This window comes from Mesorhizobium sp. KR1-2, assembly GCF_040045035.1.
Lineage (GTDB): Bacteria > Pseudomonadota > Alphaproteobacteria > Rhizobiales > Rhizobiaceae > Pseudaminobacter.
The window spans coordinates 39,649-55,089 of sequence record NZ_JBDZDS010000007.1 but is presented as its reverse complement, the minus strand read 5'-3'; the positions used below and the strand labels follow the sequence as shown (position 1 = coordinate 55,089).

The following is a 15,441-nucleotide window of genomic DNA, read 5'->3' as shown; positions in this document are numbered from 1 at the left end:
GTGAGAGAGATGTTCAACACTGCCCTCTCCTGGAGCGATCTCGTCTTCCTTGCGCATGGCGCGGGGATGACGCTTGCCGTCACCGCCGTGTCTGTCGCCGCCGGCACAGTGCTCGGCATTCTGTTCGGCGTGATCCGCTCCCAACTCGGCCCCTATTGGGCCGCGCCGCTGACCTTCGTGCTCGACGTATTCCGCTCGGTGCCGCTTCTGATCCAGCTCGTGCTGGGCAACGCTCTGCAGTCGATCATGAAGCTGGGCTGGCCTCCGTTCACGACCTCCTGCGTGGTGCTGTCGCTCTATACCGCGGCCTATTGCACCGAGATCGTGCGCGGCGGCATCGACTCCGTGCCGACGACCACCCGCCGCGCCGCCCGCTCGCTCGGCATGAGCTGGTTCCAGGACATGCGCTACATCGTGGCGCCGCTCGCCATCCGCGTTTCGCTGCCTACCTGGATTGGCCTGACGCTCGGCGTCATGAAGGACTCCGCGCTGGTGCTCTGGCTCGGACTGATCGAGCTCCTGCGCGCCTCGCAGATCCTCGTCACCCGCCTGCAGGAGCCGCTGTTCATCCTGCTGATCTGCGGCGCCATCTACTTCATCATCAGCCTTCCCATCGCCCGACTTGGCGGGTATCTCGAAAAACGGTGGTCCCCCAATGATTGAGATTGAAAACGTCCGCAAATCCTTCGGCTCGCTTGAGGTCCTGAAGGGCATCAATCTCACCGTCAAGAAGGGCGAGGTCGTCACCGTCATCGGCGGTTCCGGCTCGGGCAAGTCGACGCTGCTCACCTGCATCAACGGCCTGGAGCCTATCGCTTCGGGCAAGGTCGTGATCGACGGCACCGATGTGCACGCCAAGAGCACCGACCTCAACAAGCTGCGCCAGAAGGTGGGCATCGTTTTCCAGCAGTGGAATGCCTTCCCGCATCTGACCGTGCTGGAGAACGTCATGCTCGCGCCTCGCAAGGTGCTCGGCATGTCGAAGCAGAAGGCCGAGGAGATCGCGGTGAAGCAGCTGACCCATGTCGGGCTGGGCGAGAAGCTGTCGGTCTATCCCAACCGCATGTCGGGCGGCCAGCAGCAGCGCATGGCCATTGCGCGTGCGCTCGCCATGTCGCCAGAATACATGCTGTTCGACGAGGTGACCTCGGCACTCGACCCCATGCTGGTGGGTGAGGTATTGGATACCCTTCGTATGCTCGCTTCCGAGGGCATGACCATGATCTGCGTGACCCACGAAATGAAGTTCGCCCGCGAGGTCTCCGACCGCGTGGCCTTCTTCCATCAGGGTGTCATGGCCGAAATCGCGGCGCCGGAACAGCTGTTCGACGCGCCGGAGCACGCCGAGACCAAGAAGTTTCTGGCCGCAACGCATTGAGGGCATGATGAAAGAGCAGGCGCAGGCCGACGTCATCGTTGTCGGGGCAGGGGTCGTCGGGCTCTCGGCGGCGATTGCCGCACAGGCGCGGGGGCTTTCGGTCACCGTTCTGGATCGCGAGGGACCTGCCGCCGGCGCGTCGGCCGGTAATGCCGGAGCCTTTGCCTTCACCGATATCCTGCCGCTGGCCTCGCCGGGCATCCTGAAGAAGGCGCCCAAATGGCTGCTCGATCCGCTCGGCCCGCTGGCCGTGCCGCCGGCCTATGCCGTGCAGATCGCACCCTGGATGTTCCGCTTCTGGCGCGCCTGCTCGCCGAAGCGCGTGGCGCATTCCACGACAGCGCAGACTGCGCTGATGGATTTGTCGAAGGCGGAGCTCGAGCCATTCCTGCAGCAGAGCGGCACGCTGTCGATGCTGCGCAAGGAAGGCAATCTTCAGGTCTATGAGGGCGAAGCGGAGCTCAAGGCTTCGCTTCCCGGCTGGAAGGCGCGGGAGGAGCACGGGATCGAGTTTCGTCACCTCAACGCAACCGAGATGGCCGAGATCCAGCCTGGTCTTGCGCCGCGCTTCACCCATGGCACGTTCACGCCCGGCTGGTACTCCATCGCCGACCCCAAGCTCTATACGATCGCCTTGGCCGACCACTTCCGTTCAAAACAAGGGCCGATCGAGCGCGCCGAGGTGACCGCGCTGCGTCCGGTAGACGGCGGGGTGGAAGTGCTGACCGCCGATGGCGGCGTGCGGCGCGCTGCGAAGGTGGTGCTCTCGGCAGGTGCCTTCTCGCACCGGATTGCCCGGACCATCGGCGAGAGTATCCCGCTGGAAACCGAGCGCGGCTACAATACCACGCTTCCCTCCGACGCATTCGATCTGCGCACCCAGGTCACCTTCGGCGGTCATGGCTTTGTCATCTCACGCCTGTCGACCGGCATTCGCGTCGGCGGCGCGGTGGAACTCGGAGGGCTCAAGCTGCCGCCGAATTTCCGGCGTTCCGAGGCGATGCTGAAGAAGGCGCAGGCCTTCCTGCCAGGGCTCAAGCCGGGCGGCGGGGTGCAGTGGATGGGCTTCCGTCCGTCGCTGCCCGACAGCCTGCCTGCCATCGGCGCGGCCCGCGCTACCCAGCGCGTCATCTACGCATTCGGCCATGGCCATCTTGGCCTGACCCAATCGGCGGGCACCGCCCGGATCGTCGCCGATCTCTTGACCGGCAAGGCGTCCGCCATCGACATTACTTCTTTCTCGCCTCAAAGATTCTGACAGGGGTCTCGGCCATGGCCAACCATACTTTCTCTTGCATTGACGGGCATACTTGCGGAAATCCCGTCCGCCTCGTTTCGGGCGGCGGCCCGCGCCTCGAAGGCGCGAACATGCTGGAAAAGCGCGCACATTTCCTGCGCGAGTTCGACTGGATCCGCACCGGCCTGATGTTCGAGCCGCGCGGCCACGACATGATGTCGGGCTCGATCCTCTATCCGCCGACGCGGCCTGATTGCGACGTGGCGGTGCTGTTCATCGAGACCTCGGGCTGCCTGCCGATGTGCGGCCACGGTACCATCGGCACGATCACGATGGCCATCGAGAACGGCCTGATCACGCCGCGCGAGCCCGGCAAGCTGTCGATCGACACGCCCGCCGGCAAGGTCGACATCACCTACCGCCAGGAAGGCCGTTACGTCGACGAAGTGCGCCTCACCAACGTGCCCGGCTTCCTCTATGCCGAGGGACTGACGGCCGAGGTCGAGGGCCTGGGCGAGATCGTCGTTGACGTCGCCTATGGCGGCAACTTCTACGCCATCGTCGAGCCGCAGAAGAATTTCCGCGATATGGCCGACCACACCGCCGGCGAACTGGTGGGCTGGAGCCCGAAGCTGCGCGCCGCGCTCAACGCCAAATACGAATTCGTCCACCCCGAGCATCCGCAGATTCAGGGCCTCAGCCACATCGAGTGGACCGGCAAGCCCACCCAGCCCGGCGCGCATGCCCGCAACGCGGTGTTCTATGGCGAGAAGGCCATCGACCGCTCGCCCTGCGGCACCGGCACTTCGGCCCGCATGGCCCAGCTTGCCGCCAAGGGCAAGCTGAAGGTCGGCGACGAATTCGTCCATGAATCGATCATCGGCTCGCTGTTCAAGGGCCGGGTCGAGGCGGCAACGAAGGTCGCCGATCGCGATGCGATCATTCCCTCCATCGCTGGCTGGGCGCAGCAGACCGGCATCAACACGATCTTCATCGACGACCGCGATCCCTTCGCGCACGGCTTCGTGGTGAAATGAGCCACGCAGTGCCTGCGCGCAGTATCCTTGGGAGCACCGCCAACGGTCCCATCATCGTCGCCGAGGAAGCGCTGAGCTTCTGGGGCGGGGTCAACCCCGCCACCGGGTGCGTAATCGACGTGCACCACCCGCTGCACGGGACCTGCCTCACCGGCAGCATCCTGATGATGCCGTCGAGCCGTGGCTCCTGCACCGGATCAGGCGTGCTTCTGGACCTCGTGCTGACCGGGCGCGCGCCCGCGGCGCTGGTGTTTTCCGAAGCCGAGGATGTGCTGACGCTCGGCGCGCTGATTGCATCCGAGCTGTTCGGCAAGCCGCTGCCGGTTCTGCGCCTCGCCCCCGGAGCTTTTGCGGCGCTCTCGCGTGCGAAGTCGGCGCGGATCACCGATACGGCGATCGAGGCCGATGGCCTGACGCTGGCCGTCAGCCCGCCGGCGACGTCGGCGCTTGAGCTGACCGAGGCCGACCATGCCATGCTCGAAGGTCGCGATGGCGTGGCCGTGCAGCAGGCCATGCGCATCATCTGCGCCATGGCCGCGCAGCAGGGCGCGCGGGGTCTCGTGGACGTGACGCAGGCTCATATCGACGGCTGCATCTATGCCAGTCCCGCAAACCTGACCTTTGCCGAAAAGATGGCCGAGATGGGCGCACGCGTCCGCGTGCCGACGACGATGAATGCTATTTCCGTCGATCGCGCCAACTGGCAGGCGCAGGGCGTGCCGGACTCGTTCGGCGACCCGGCGGCGCGCCTTGCCGATGCCTATGTCCGCATGGGCTGCCGGCCGACATTCACCTGTTCGCCCTATCTGCTCGACAGCGCGCCGCGTGCCGGCGAGCAGATCGCCTGGGCGGAATCCAACGCCGTGATCTTTGCCAACACCGTGCTCGGGGCGCGGACGGCAAAGCATCCGGATTTCCTTGATCTCTGCATCGCGCTGACGGGGCGCGCGCCCCTGTCCGGTGTTTATCTCGACATCCATCGTAAAGCCCGGCGCGTCATCGACGTGGAATTGCCCGCCAACGTGGACGATGCCTTCTGGCCGCTGATCGGCTATCTCGCTGGCCGTGCTGCGCCCGACCGCATTCCGCTCCTGCGCGGTCTTGGCGATACTCAGCCCTCGCGTGATGATCTCAAGGCGCTCTGCGCGGCATTCGGCACCACTTCCGCAGCGCCGATGCTGCATGTGGAAGGCGTGACGCCAGAGGCCGACGGCGCGGCGGCGGAGAACGCCGACACCGTCGTCATCACCCGGGCCGATATGGCTGCGGCGTGGAAGGTCCTGAATGCAGGACCGGAGCAGGTGGAACTCGTCGCCATCGGCAGCCCGCACGCGTCGCTCGACGAATGCCGGATGCTTGCCGAGGCGCTTGGCGGCCGCAAGCGCAATCCCGGCGTGTCGGTTATCGTCACTGCCGGCAATCAGGTCATCGCCGACGCGCGGTCCGACGGCACGCTTGCGCGGCTGGAAGAGAGCGGCGTGCAGGTGCTGCCAGACCTGTGCTGGTGCTCGATCTCCGAGCCGGTGTTCCCGACCCGGACCCGCGCGCTGATGACGAATTCCGGCAAATACGCCCATTACGGTCCCGGTCTCTCGGGCCGTGCGGTGCGCTTCGGCAACCTGGCCGATTGCGTGACCGCCGCGCTCACCGGGCATGTTCCCGAGCGCCTGCCGGACTGGCTTTCCTAAATCGAGATGACGTCTCTCCGAGTCGCCATCTCCATCCAAGTTATTGTTTTGCAAAATGCTCTGAGGAGGAGCAACCATGCGCAGCACGAAAACCATTCACGTGATCTCCGCCCACGCCGAAGGCGAGGTGGGCGATGTGATCGTTGGCGGCGTCACGCCCCCGCCGGGCGATACGATCTGGGAGCAAAGCCGCTGGATCGCCCGTGACAACACCTTGCGCAACTTCGTGCTGAACGAGCCGCGCGGCGGCGTGTTCCGCCATGTCAATCTGCTGGTGCCGCCAAAACACCCGGAGGCGGATGCGGCCTTCATCATCATGGAGCCGGAAGACACCCCGCCCATGTCGGGCTCCAACTCGATCTGCGTGTCCACGGTTCTGCTCGACAGCGGCATTCTGCCGATGCAGGAGCCGGTGACCGAAATCACCCTCGAAGCCCCGGGCGGTCTCGTCCGCGTGCGGGCAGAGTGCCGGAACGGCAAGGCAGAACGCATCTACGTGCGCAACCTGCCGAGCTTCGCGGACCGGCTGGATGCAAAGCTGGAAGTCGAGGGGCTGGGCACGCTGACGGTCGACACGGCCTATGGCGGCGACAGCTTCGTCATCGTCGATGCGACTGCGATGGGCTTCAGCCTTAAGTCCGACGAGGCGCATGACATTGCGCGCCTGGGCGTGAAGATCACCAATGCGGCCAACGCCGCGCTCGGCTTCCACCACCCGGAAAACCCGGACTGGAAGCATTTCTCCTTCTGCCTCTTCGCTGGCCCCGTCGACCGCACGGCCGAAGGCCTGCGTGCTGGTGCTGCCGTGGCAATCCAGCCCGGCAAGGTCGACCGCTCGCCCACCGGCACGGCGCTGTCGGCGCGGATGGCCGTGCTGCACGCCCGTGGCCAGATGGGCCTGGAGGATAATTTGACGGCCGTTTCGGTGATCGGTTCGACCTTCACGGGCCGCATCACCGGCACGACCGAGGTCGGTGGCCGCCCCGCGATCCTACCGGAAATTTCGGGCCGTGCCTGGATCACCGGCACGCATCAGCACATGCTCGACCCGTCGGATCCGTGGCCCGAGGGCTATCGTCTGACGGATACCTGGGGCGCGCGCTGATCCGATCGGACTGGACGGAACGGAGCGGCGCTGATCGCGCGCCGCTCTGGTTTTCGGGCAGGATCCGGGGGGACAGGGCTCTCCCGTTTATTTGCATGGGGCGATTGCCGATTGGCAGGCCTTTACCGGCGCAGCGGCCTGATTCCGGCCTCCCGCCGAGGAATTCAAGCTGGCGTGATTTCAGGGACAGATCACGCCCTTGTCAAAGCTCCTACCGATTGATGAGCCACAGGATAAGCGACAGCGCCATGCTGATCAGCAGCCCTGTAGCGATTGGAGCGTAGAAGGTGATGTTTTCGCGCCGGATGACAATGTCGCCCGGCAATCGCCCCAGACCAAGAAGCGACAGCCAGGGCCACAGAATGCCGACCGCGACGATGACAAGGCCGATGATGATCAGCGTTCGCGACATGAAAAGCTACTCTTCAACACTCGTCGTGCAGCCAGCGTCGACGATGATGCAAATCGTGGCAACGGCGCGCTTCGTGATACGTTGATCCGCACGTCAGCCTCCTTCAAATGAATGGCGGGAGCGACCGCCTCGCCCCATACCGCCAGTCTCTTCGCCGGCCCCGTGACGGTCCAACCTTGGCATTTACCATACAGCCAGAAAAGTTCGACGATTAACCAATGATTCCGTCATGCCATCTATGCTCCGGAAATGATCGTTCGGTGTGAAAGTATCTGAGTATGTGCGGTTTCGGCGGCTATTTCGGGTCAGTCCCCAACGCGGAGCCCCTTCTTGAAAGGATGATCGCCGCAATCGCTCATCGCGGGCCGGACGAGAACGGCACTTTCGTCGCCCCAGAAGCGGGTCTTGGCCATGCGCGCCTGTCGATCGTCGGGCTCGGGGACGGCCAGCAGCCGATGTCGGATGAGACGGGCGACCTGACGATTGCCTTCAACGGTGAGATCTTCAACTATGTCGAACTGCGCGAGGGACTGCGTGACAAGGGACGGCGGTTGCGCACCTCCAGCGACACCGAGGTCATTCTGCACCTTTACGACGTGATGGGCGAGGATTGCCTGTCGGTTCTCAACGGCGACTTCTCCTTCGCCATCTGGGATCGGCGCCGCCAGCGGATGATGTTGGCGCGTGACCGCATGGGCGTGCGCCCGCTGTTCTATACGACACATGGCGGAACGCTCTATTTCGCTTCCGAAATCAAGGCGTTGCTTCAAGTGCCCGGCGTTTGCGCGGAGCTCGATCCGGTCGCGCTCGACCAGATCTTCACGCTCTGGGCTCCGATAGCACCGCGGACGGGCTTCCGAGATATTCACGAGCTCGAGCCGGCCCATTTTATGATCGCCGAAAAGGGGAAGGTCTCGATCCGCTCCTATTGGCAGCTCGACTATCCGGAACGGGACGCGCCATCCCAGTTCACGGACGAGAGCAGCGCTGCCGAGGCGTTGCACGCCCTTCTTACGGACGCCACCCGCATCCGCATGCGTGCCGACGTGCCTGTCGGTTCCTATCTTTCCGGGGGGCTCGACTCCTCTATCATCTCGGCACTAGCCGCCGGCATGGCGCCACAGGGCCTGCGGACTTTTTCCGTCACCTTCGACAGTGCGGAGCATGACGAGAGCGCCTTCCAGCTGGAAATGGCCAGCGCGCTCGGAACGCATCATAGTGCAGTCGCCTGTCATGCGGGGGACATTGCCAGGACCTTTCCGGAGGTTATCCGCTTCACGGAGCGGCCGATCATCCGGACGGCCCCGGCGCCGTTGTATCAGCTTTCTGGCCTCGTCCGGGAAAAGGGTCTGAAGGTCGTCCTGACGGGCGAGGGCGCCGACGAAGTCTTCGCCGGCTATGATATCTTCAAGGAGGCGCGAGTGCGCCGCTTCTGCGGCAGACAGCCCGGATCTCGCCTGCGTCCGCACCTGTTTCGCAAGCTTTATCCCTACCTGCCGGGGCTGCAGCAACAGTCGGCGGAATATCTCGCTGCGTTTTTCGGTGCAGGCGACATGCCGCTCGACGATCCGCTGTTCTCGCATCGCCCGCGGTTCAAGAGCACGGCGGCAACGAAGATCTTCTTCTCCGCCGACCTGCGCGCCGCCGTGAAGGACTACGATGCGGCGGAGGATCTGGCCAGCCGGCTTCCCGAAGCCTTCGGTCGCTGGCATCCGCTGCACCAGGCCCAGTATCTTGAAAGCCGCTTTCTGCTGCCCGGCTACATCCTCTCCAGCCAGGGCGATCGCATGGCCATGGCACACGGTATCGAGGGGCGCTTCCCGTTCCTCGACCATCGTCTCGTCGAGTTCGCTACCCGCCTGCCGCCGGAAATGAAGCTCAAGGGCCTGGTGGAAAAACACATTCTGCGCGAAGCGACGAAAGACCTGCTCCCGCCGACGATCGGCCGGCGCACCAAGCAGCCCTACCGCGCGCCCGACAGTCGCTCCTTCACGGGCGTCGGCGAACTCGATTACGTCCGCGACGCCATGAGCGAGACGAGCATCGGCAACAGAGGCCTGTTCAATGCCAAGGCCGTGACGAAACTCTACGACAAGTGCCAGGCGCAGTCGGTCACCGGGTTCCGCGACAACGCCGCCTTTGTCGGCATCCTCTCGACGCAGCTTTGGCTGCAGACCTTCACCGGCACCAGCACTCGAGCCGCACAGGCGGCCTGAAGCCAACTAGGAAAGGAAATGACATGACGCAAACGATCAAGGACAAGGTCAGGGCCTTTGTCGTCGAGAACTTCCTGTTCGGCGACACGTCCTACGACCTCGCCGACACGGCGTCACTGATCGAGAACGACATCATCGACTCCACCGGCGTTCTCGAACTCGTGGCCTTCATCGAGGACCAGTTCGGCATCACCATGGCCGACTCCGACATCGTCCCTGCGAACCTGGATTCGCTCGCGCGAATTTCGACTTTCATCGAGGCAAGAGTCGGAGCGTCGGTCGCGGCCTAACAAGACGCGAGGCAGCATTTCATGCGGTTTGAGCAATTCCTTATCGACAAAGCCGCAGGGCATGCGGCCAAAACGGCGCTGATCACCAATCGCAGGCGCCTGTGCTATGACGAGCTCGATGATCTGTCGAGCCGCCTGGCTGTTGCTCTCGCCCAGGCGGGCGTCAAGCGCAATGATCGCGTCCTGGTCTTCATGGACAATTGCTGGGAGGCGGCGGTCTCGATCTTCGCCATCCTGAAGGCGGGCGCGACTTTCAGCCCGATCAACGCCTCGACGAAGGCGGATAAGCTCGCCTACATCATTGCCGACTGCGAGGCGGCCGCGATCCTTACCCAGGCGAAGCTGTTGCCGATCGTGACGGAAGCGCAGACGCAGTGCGGCAAGGCGGATCTTTTCGTCGCATGCACGGCTGCGCCCGACGGCCACACGCCGGACGGCGCGACGTCTTTCGACGACTGCCTGTCGGCGGAGCGCACGCGGGTGCCGCATGGCGGCATCGATATCGATCTGGCGATGCTTATCTATACCTCGGGTTCGACGGGACGGCCGAAAGGCGTGATGATGACCCACCGCAATATCGATGCGGCATCGGAGTCGATCACCACCTATCTGCGCAACGAGCCGGACGATATCATTCTCAATGTATTGCCGCTCGCCTTTGACTACGGTCTTTATCAACTGCTGATGACGATCCGGCTTGGCGCGACGCTGGTGCTTGAGAGGTCCTTCGCATTCCCGCAAGCGGTCTTCGACCGTATCCGCGAGGAGGGCGTTACCGGCTTTCCGCTCGTGCCGACGATGGCGGCGATGATCCTGCAGATGCGCACCCTGGAACCGGGTTTCCTGCCGAGCCTACGCTACATCTCCAATACCGCCGCCGCTCTGCCTCCGCCCCATATCGCACGCCTGCGAGAGCTTTTCCCGAGCGCCCGGCTCTATTCGATGTACGGCCTGACGGAGTGCAAGCGTTGCACCTATCTGCCGCCGGAGGAACTCGACCGCCGGCCGGGCTCCGTCGGCATCGCCATCCCGAACACCGAAGCTTTTGTCGTCGACGATGAGGGCAACCGTGTGCCGCCAGGTGTTGCCGGCGAACTCGTCATTCGCGGCCCGCACGTCATGCAAGGCTATTGGCGCAATGATGCTGCGACCGAGCGCATGCTCAGGCCGGGGCCGAACCCATGGGAGAAGGTGCTCCATACCGGCGACCTGTTCCAGACGGACGAGGACGGCTTCCTCTATTTTGTCGGCCGCAAGGACGATATCATCAAGACGCGTGGCGAGAAGGTCGCGCCGAAAGAGGTCGAGACCGTTCTGCATGGACATCCCGGCATCGCCGAAGCCGTGGTCATCGGCATGCCGGATCCTGTGCTTGGCCATGCGATTGCAGCGCTGATCGTGCGTTCTGATCCGTCCTTGAGCGACAAGGATATCATTCGCCACTGCACCCGCCATCTCGAAGATTTCATGGTGCCGAAGATCGTCGAATTCCGCACAGAACTTCCGAAGACGGACACAGGTAAGGTCAGCAGACGGCTGGCAGCCGAGACGATGGAGCCCGCACAATGAACGCCCGACTGATGCAGAGCGAAAACCCGTTTTCGGCTGAGACGTTGACTATCGACCATGCGGCGGAGACCGATCGCATAGTCGCCGGCCTGCGCGAGCAGTTGCGCGCGATGAAGAAGCGCGGCCTGGTGCTTGGCCTTTCCGGCGGCATCGATTCCAGCGTCTGCGTTGCGCTTGCGGTGCGGGCGGTAGGCGCCAAGAACGTCTTCTGCCTGTTCATGCCGGAAAACGATTCCGATCCGGATAGCCTCCGCTTCGGCCGGCTGGTTGCCGAAACCTTTGGCGTGGAAGCGATCGTCGAGGATATCGGACCGACTTTGCAGGCGATGGGCTGCTATGAGCGTCGCGACACGTTCATTCGCGAGCTTGTTCCCGAATATGGCGAAGGATGGGCCTCCAAGATCGTCATCTCCAACGCGCTCGAAAGTGGGGGCTACAATATCTCGTCGCTCGTGGTGCAGAGCCCGGACGGCGAGCAGACGAAACATCGCATGCCGCCCTCGGTCTATCTTGGTGTCGTCGCAGCCACGAACATGAAGCAACGCACGCGCAAGCAGGTCGAATATTATCACGCCGACCGGTTGAATTTTGCCGTGCTCGGCACGCCGAACCGGCTGGAATACGACCAGGGTTTCTTCGTCAAGAATGGCGACGGAGCTGCCGACGTCAAACCGATCGCACATCTCTACAAGTCACAGGTATATGCGCTTGCCGCCTATCTCGGCATCCCCGAGGAAATCCGTCGCCGGCCGCCGACGACCGACACCTATTCGCTGGAGCAGACGCAGGAAGAATTCTATTTCTCGCTGCCCTATGACCGTATGGACCTCTGCCTCTACGGGCTCAACAACGGCATCGCGATCGATGCCGTCGCCAAGGCGGCGGGCCTGACGATCGTACAGGTCGAACGGGTGTGGGCGGATATCGCCGCAAAACGCAAGGCGACGCGCTATCTGCATCTTGGCCCTCAGGTCGTGCGGCCGGTGCAGGAAATCGGAGATTGACGCTAAGCGCGGCCGTAGCCGGTGGTGTGGCGGCGCTTCACTTGAAGCGCCCCCCGATCAGCCGGCTCCAGTGCTCTCCGGCGATGCCGTTGAAGAAGCCCTGGCCATCACGACAGGCCTGGACGATCGTTTGATCGCGGGAATGGATTACAGTCGAGGCTACGTGGACGAAGGCGATGCGGCGCCCGAGCATGGCCTCTAGAAGCGCCGGCTGCGTGCGCCCGCGCAGGCCTGAAAGTCCGCGCTTGCAGGCGTGATCGATCAGGCAGTCGATGACCGGGCCGGCCTGGCCCGGGAGCGGCAAGATTTGTAGCACCCGCCCGATCTCGCCAGCCTTGGCATAGTATGCGAATGCACCGACAAGGGTGCCCGTGCGCGCCGAAACGGACGCGTAGACAAGTTCACCCTCATCAGGCTTTTGCTCAGCGTCGGTCAGGATGTGATCGAGCTGCCCTTCGGCCCACTCAGGGCGGAGCGGAAACTGCATCATGAGGCGGTCCACCACGGCCGCGAATCCACTGCGATCGGTTTCAGCCACCTGGAAGCCAGATTGGCCGGCACCGGCCTCAGGTACCGCAGACCAGCGCTGCTCGCCGCGACTCATCCGCTTGCGGTAGAAGGTGTCCAGCGCGCGTGCGAAGGGAGCCGCAAGCCGCGCTGACCTGATTCGGTTCGAGGCGACGCTCAGGCTGAATGCCGCAGGACGGATGACGCGCACCCAATCGAGACTGTATTGCGGCAAGACGACGCCGCGAAGCCGCGTCCACATCTGCATCGAGACTTCGCTTGCGGTCTCGCTGAAGGAGAGATCCTGCGGCCCGGCGAGAAAGGCCTTCAGGATACGCGCGCCGGCCAAAGGATCGCTTTCGCGTTCTTCCACCATGAATGAGCCGCAGATCGCAGCTCGCAGCCGTCGGCCATTGTGGACCATCGGCAGCGCATTGACGCCAACAAAGCCGGAAATGCGGCCTTCGCCGTTCACATGCACGAGAGGGCGGATCTCAGGATCGCAACCCGGCGCCTCAAGGTAGTGCTGCCGCATATAGTCGACGAGGGCCGTCGGTGGCGCGGCGCGATCGTTGCGAAACACACGCTGGAACATTCCGGCGATGGCTGGAATGTCGGCGCTTTCTAGCAAACGGACCTGGCTCATCTGGGCCGGTCTCGGACCTCGGTTGGCACCGAGTTGTGTGTCTTGACGATGGCGACCCGTGGCTTGCCGTCGCGATCTGTCGCGAAAGTCACCGGCTCATAGGCTTTCGCACGAGAAAGAAGTGCTGCCGCCTGCCGATCCTGGCCCTCACCGAATTCGAAGAGCAACCAGCCACCGGGTTTCAGGAATGGGAGCGCATCCCGGATCAGCCGTTGATGGATAGAAATGCCGTACGGACCGCCGTCGAAGGCTTCCCGCGGCTCGTTCTCGAGGAGGTGGGCGCTGTCGCCCTCGAGCCGGGATGTCGAAATATAGGGGGGATTGCAGACGATCATGTCGACCGCGCCCTCAAGATTGTCGCCTTCGAACGCGGCAAACAAGTCGCCTTGCCGGATGGACACGCGGGCGCCGACACCAAGCCGGGCAACGTTGCGGCTGGCGAGCGCGACGGTGCTGTCCGTCAGGTCCGCACCCCACACTCGGGCAGACGGGATCGCGTTTGCGATACCGAGGGCGAGATTGCCTGAGCCGCAGCACATGTCGATGACCGTCGCCGCGGCTGCGCTTTGCTCAAGGATTGCGACTGCCTTTCTTCCGAGGAGCTCGGTCTCTTCTCGTGGAACCAGGACATCGGCCGTCAGTTCGAGCTCAACGCCCATGAAACGATGCAGACGAAGAGGCTGGCCGTCGGCGGGTATGCCGTCGAGATAACTGTTTTGCGGCACAACCGCTCCTTCATTTCCTGCGCTCAATGTTCCTGCACAATCCTGCAGGTGCACAGTATTGGACACTACTGCAATCCGGTAAACGGAAGCTGAAATACGGTTCTGGCGCCTCATTAACCCCCCAATCATTTCTGCATGCTACCTAACGCGACGATCAGAGGCGGTTGCTCAATTCTGTTGAGTGCGCTCGTGCGCAACAAACCGCGGGTTGGTGTCAAAGGCAGATCGCAATGACTGGGGAAGGTGTAAAGGAACGCGCGCACAGACCGTTCCTGTCGATGATCATGTCCTATGCCGCATCTGGCGGCAGCTTGGTCATCGCATCGGCCGCCCAGCTTCTGACCTTTGCGATCCTCGCGCGCTGGCTCGGCGTCCATGAATTCAGCGCGTTCATCGCGATCACCGCCGTCGCCAATATTGCCGTTCACCTTTGCGGTCTTGGCGCGATGGAATGCCTGGTACGGCGCGTCGCGCGTGATCGCACCATGTATCCGCGCATGCTCGGGCACAATATCCTTCTAACCGCCGCAAGCGGGGTGGTCCTGCTTCTGCTCGGGGCTGCGGTACTGCCATTCTTCTTCACGCTGTCATCCGATCCGGCGACCAATGTCGCGGTGATCACGCTGATGCTCGCCACCAACATCATCTTCGTCAGGATCATCGTGCTGACGGAGCAGATATTCCTCGCTCATTCCAATTTTGCCTCCGCAAACAAGGTTGTCGTCGGCTTTGCCGTGGCCCGAACAATCGCTGCGGCGCTTGCCTGTATCGCCTTCGGGGTGGCGACGGTGGCGTCCTGGGCGGTGTGGCAGTTCGTGTGCCACGTGCTCGTCGCAATCGGCTGTTGGCGGACGCTCAAGGGGCTGGGCCGTCCAAGTTACGGCATCGTTCGAGAGGAGTTGCCTCTGGGGCTCTATTTCAGCGTGCCGTTCATCCTGGGCGCCGCCCGGCAGAATGCCGACCTGCTGGTGTTGAATCTGGTGGCGAGCGCTGAGGTGATGTCGAGCTACAGTGTTGCCCGAAGGATGCTGGAGAGCAGCTATCTGTCGGTCGAGGCGCTCAACCGGTTGATTTATCCTGGCTCGGCCAAGGCGACCGTCGCCGGTCTGCATCATGCGTTCGAACGGGTCTGCAAGGTGCTCTTTGCCGCCACATCAATCAGCATCGCCGCGGCCGTCGCCGTCTTCGTGCTGGCACCAGTCCTGCCCTATCTCTTCGGCAAAGATTACGTTTCGCTGGTTTCGTTCGCCCGCATTCTGTGCTGGGTGGTGGTGCCGATCGCCATCTGGTCCGTGGCGATGGAAGCTCTCGGTGCGTCCGGCCATCATCCGGTCCGTGCCTCGGTGATGGGGCTTGGCAGCGTGTTCGGCGCTGCGCTGACGGCCTGGGCCACTTGGTATGCACCACCGAACGGGACATTCATCTCCTTCTATGTCATCGAAATTGCGATGGTGATCGTTTCCTGGAGCGTTTTCCTGCGTTTCGTGAAACGCGATAGGGAACGGGCAGGCAACGTGCCGTTTCCGACGCGGATGGCACATGAAAGTTGAGGTCGAGAACATCCAGACCGCTAGACCGGCCGGGATTTCCGATGCCCGGTGTTAAGCAGCCAACCTGCCGTTTAACG

Annotated in this window: 14 protein-coding genes; 11 read left to right on the top strand and 3 right to left on the bottom strand. The window is 63.3% G+C overall.

All coding sequences use genetic code 11. The features are described from left to right. Positions 1-9: 9 nt before the first annotated feature. The 6 genes from ABLE85_RS15145 to ABLE85_RS15120 all read left to right on the top strand — a co-directional run bounded on the left by ABLE85_RS15145 (position 10) and on the right by ABLE85_RS15120 (position 6,445). Positions 10-663 carry an amino acid ABC transporter permease gene (locus ABLE85_RS15145; RefSeq protein ID WP_348793559.1) on the top strand — a complete coding sequence of 218 codons (654 nt, stop codon included), beginning with the start codon at positions 10-12 and terminating at the stop codon, positions 661-663. Continuing rightward, positions 656-1,378, top strand: a complete 723-nt coding sequence (locus tag ABLE85_RS15140) for an amino acid ABC transporter ATP-binding protein (protein WP_348793558.1) — start codon at positions 656-658, stop codon at positions 1,376-1,378. Before ABLE85_RS15145 ends, ABLE85_RS15140 begins: the two co-directional genes overlap by 8 nt. Positions 1,379-1,385: 7 nt before the next feature. After that, positions 1,386-2,636, top strand: coding sequence for an FAD-binding oxidoreductase (locus tag ABLE85_RS15135; protein ID WP_348793557.1), 1,251 nt, complete (start codon positions 1,386-1,388; stop codon positions 2,634-2,636). Positions 2,637-2,650: 14 nt separating this feature from the next. After that, positions 2,651-3,652 carry a 4-hydroxyproline epimerase gene (locus ABLE85_RS15130; protein ID WP_348793556.1) on the top strand — a complete coding sequence of 334 codons (1,002 nt, stop codon included), beginning with the start codon at positions 2,651-2,653 and terminating at the stop codon, positions 3,650-3,652. Further along, positions 3,649-5,340, top strand: coding sequence for an aconitase X (locus ABLE85_RS15125; protein ID WP_348793555.1), 1,692 nt, complete (start codon positions 3,649-3,651; stop codon positions 5,338-5,340). Before ABLE85_RS15130 ends, ABLE85_RS15125 begins: the two co-directional genes overlap by 4 nt. A 76-nt stretch (positions 5,341-5,416) precedes the next feature. Next, entirely contained in the window at positions 5,417-6,445 is a 1,029-nt protein-coding gene (locus tag ABLE85_RS15120) for a proline racemase family protein (protein ID WP_348793554.1), read from the top strand. Positions 6,446-6,656: 211 nt separating this feature from the next. Here ABLE85_RS15120 and ABLE85_RS15115 read toward each other — a convergent pair whose 3' ends face one another. Next, positions 6,657-6,857: a DUF2905 domain-containing protein gene (locus ABLE85_RS15115; RefSeq protein ID WP_348793553.1), complete on the bottom strand. Its 201-nt coding sequence runs from the start codon at positions 6,855-6,857 to the stop codon at positions 6,657-6,659. A gap of 278 nt (positions 6,858-7,135) precedes the next feature. Between ABLE85_RS15115 and asnB the strand changes: the two genes are divergently transcribed. The 4 genes from asnB to nadE are packed head-to-tail and all read left to right on the top strand — an operon-like array spanning position 7,136 to position 11,936. After that, on the top strand, positions 7,136-9,073 hold the full coding sequence (gene asnB, locus ABLE85_RS15110; protein ID WP_348793552.1) for an asparagine synthase (glutamine-hydrolyzing): 1,938 nt from the start codon (positions 7,136-7,138) through the stop codon (positions 9,071-9,073). A 23-nt stretch (positions 9,074-9,096) separates the two neighbouring features. Further along, positions 9,097-9,363: an acyl carrier protein gene (locus ABLE85_RS15105; protein ID WP_348793551.1), complete on the top strand. Its 267-nt coding sequence runs from the start codon at positions 9,097-9,099 to the stop codon at positions 9,361-9,363. A 21-nt stretch (positions 9,364-9,384) separates the two neighbouring features. Further along, positions 9,385-10,932 (top strand): AMP-binding protein, encoded by a 1,548-nt coding sequence (locus ABLE85_RS15100; RefSeq protein WP_348793550.1) that lies wholly within the window; start codon positions 9,385-9,387, stop codon positions 10,930-10,932. Next, positions 10,929-11,936, top strand: a complete 1,008-nt coding sequence (gene nadE / locus ABLE85_RS15095) for an NAD(+) synthase (protein WP_348793549.1) — start codon at positions 10,929-10,931, stop codon at positions 11,934-11,936. Before ABLE85_RS15100 ends, nadE begins: the two co-directional genes overlap by 4 nt. Positions 11,937-11,973: 37 nt before the next feature. On the opposite strand, the gene ABLE85_RS15090 is transcribed toward nadE, so the two are convergent. Both ABLE85_RS15090 and ABLE85_RS15085 read right to left on the bottom strand, forming a co-directional pair. After that, entirely contained in the window at positions 11,974-13,089 is a 1,116-nt protein-coding gene (locus tag ABLE85_RS15090) for a hypothetical protein (RefSeq protein ID WP_348793548.1), read from the bottom strand. After that, a complete protein-coding gene (locus ABLE85_RS15085; protein WP_348793733.1) occupies positions 13,086-13,748 on the bottom strand; it encodes a HemK/PrmC family methyltransferase in 663 nt (220 codons plus the stop codon). The genes ABLE85_RS15090 and ABLE85_RS15085 overlap by 4 nt, the downstream gene beginning before the upstream one ends. A 296-nt stretch (positions 13,749-14,044) precedes the next feature. Here ABLE85_RS15085 and ABLE85_RS15080 point away from each other — a divergent pair, with 296 nt between their 5' ends. Continuing rightward, a complete protein-coding gene (locus tag ABLE85_RS15080; protein WP_348793732.1) occupies positions 14,045-15,364 on the top strand; it encodes a lipopolysaccharide biosynthesis protein in 1,320 nt (439 codons plus the stop codon). Positions 15,365-15,441 lie beyond the last annotated feature (77 nt).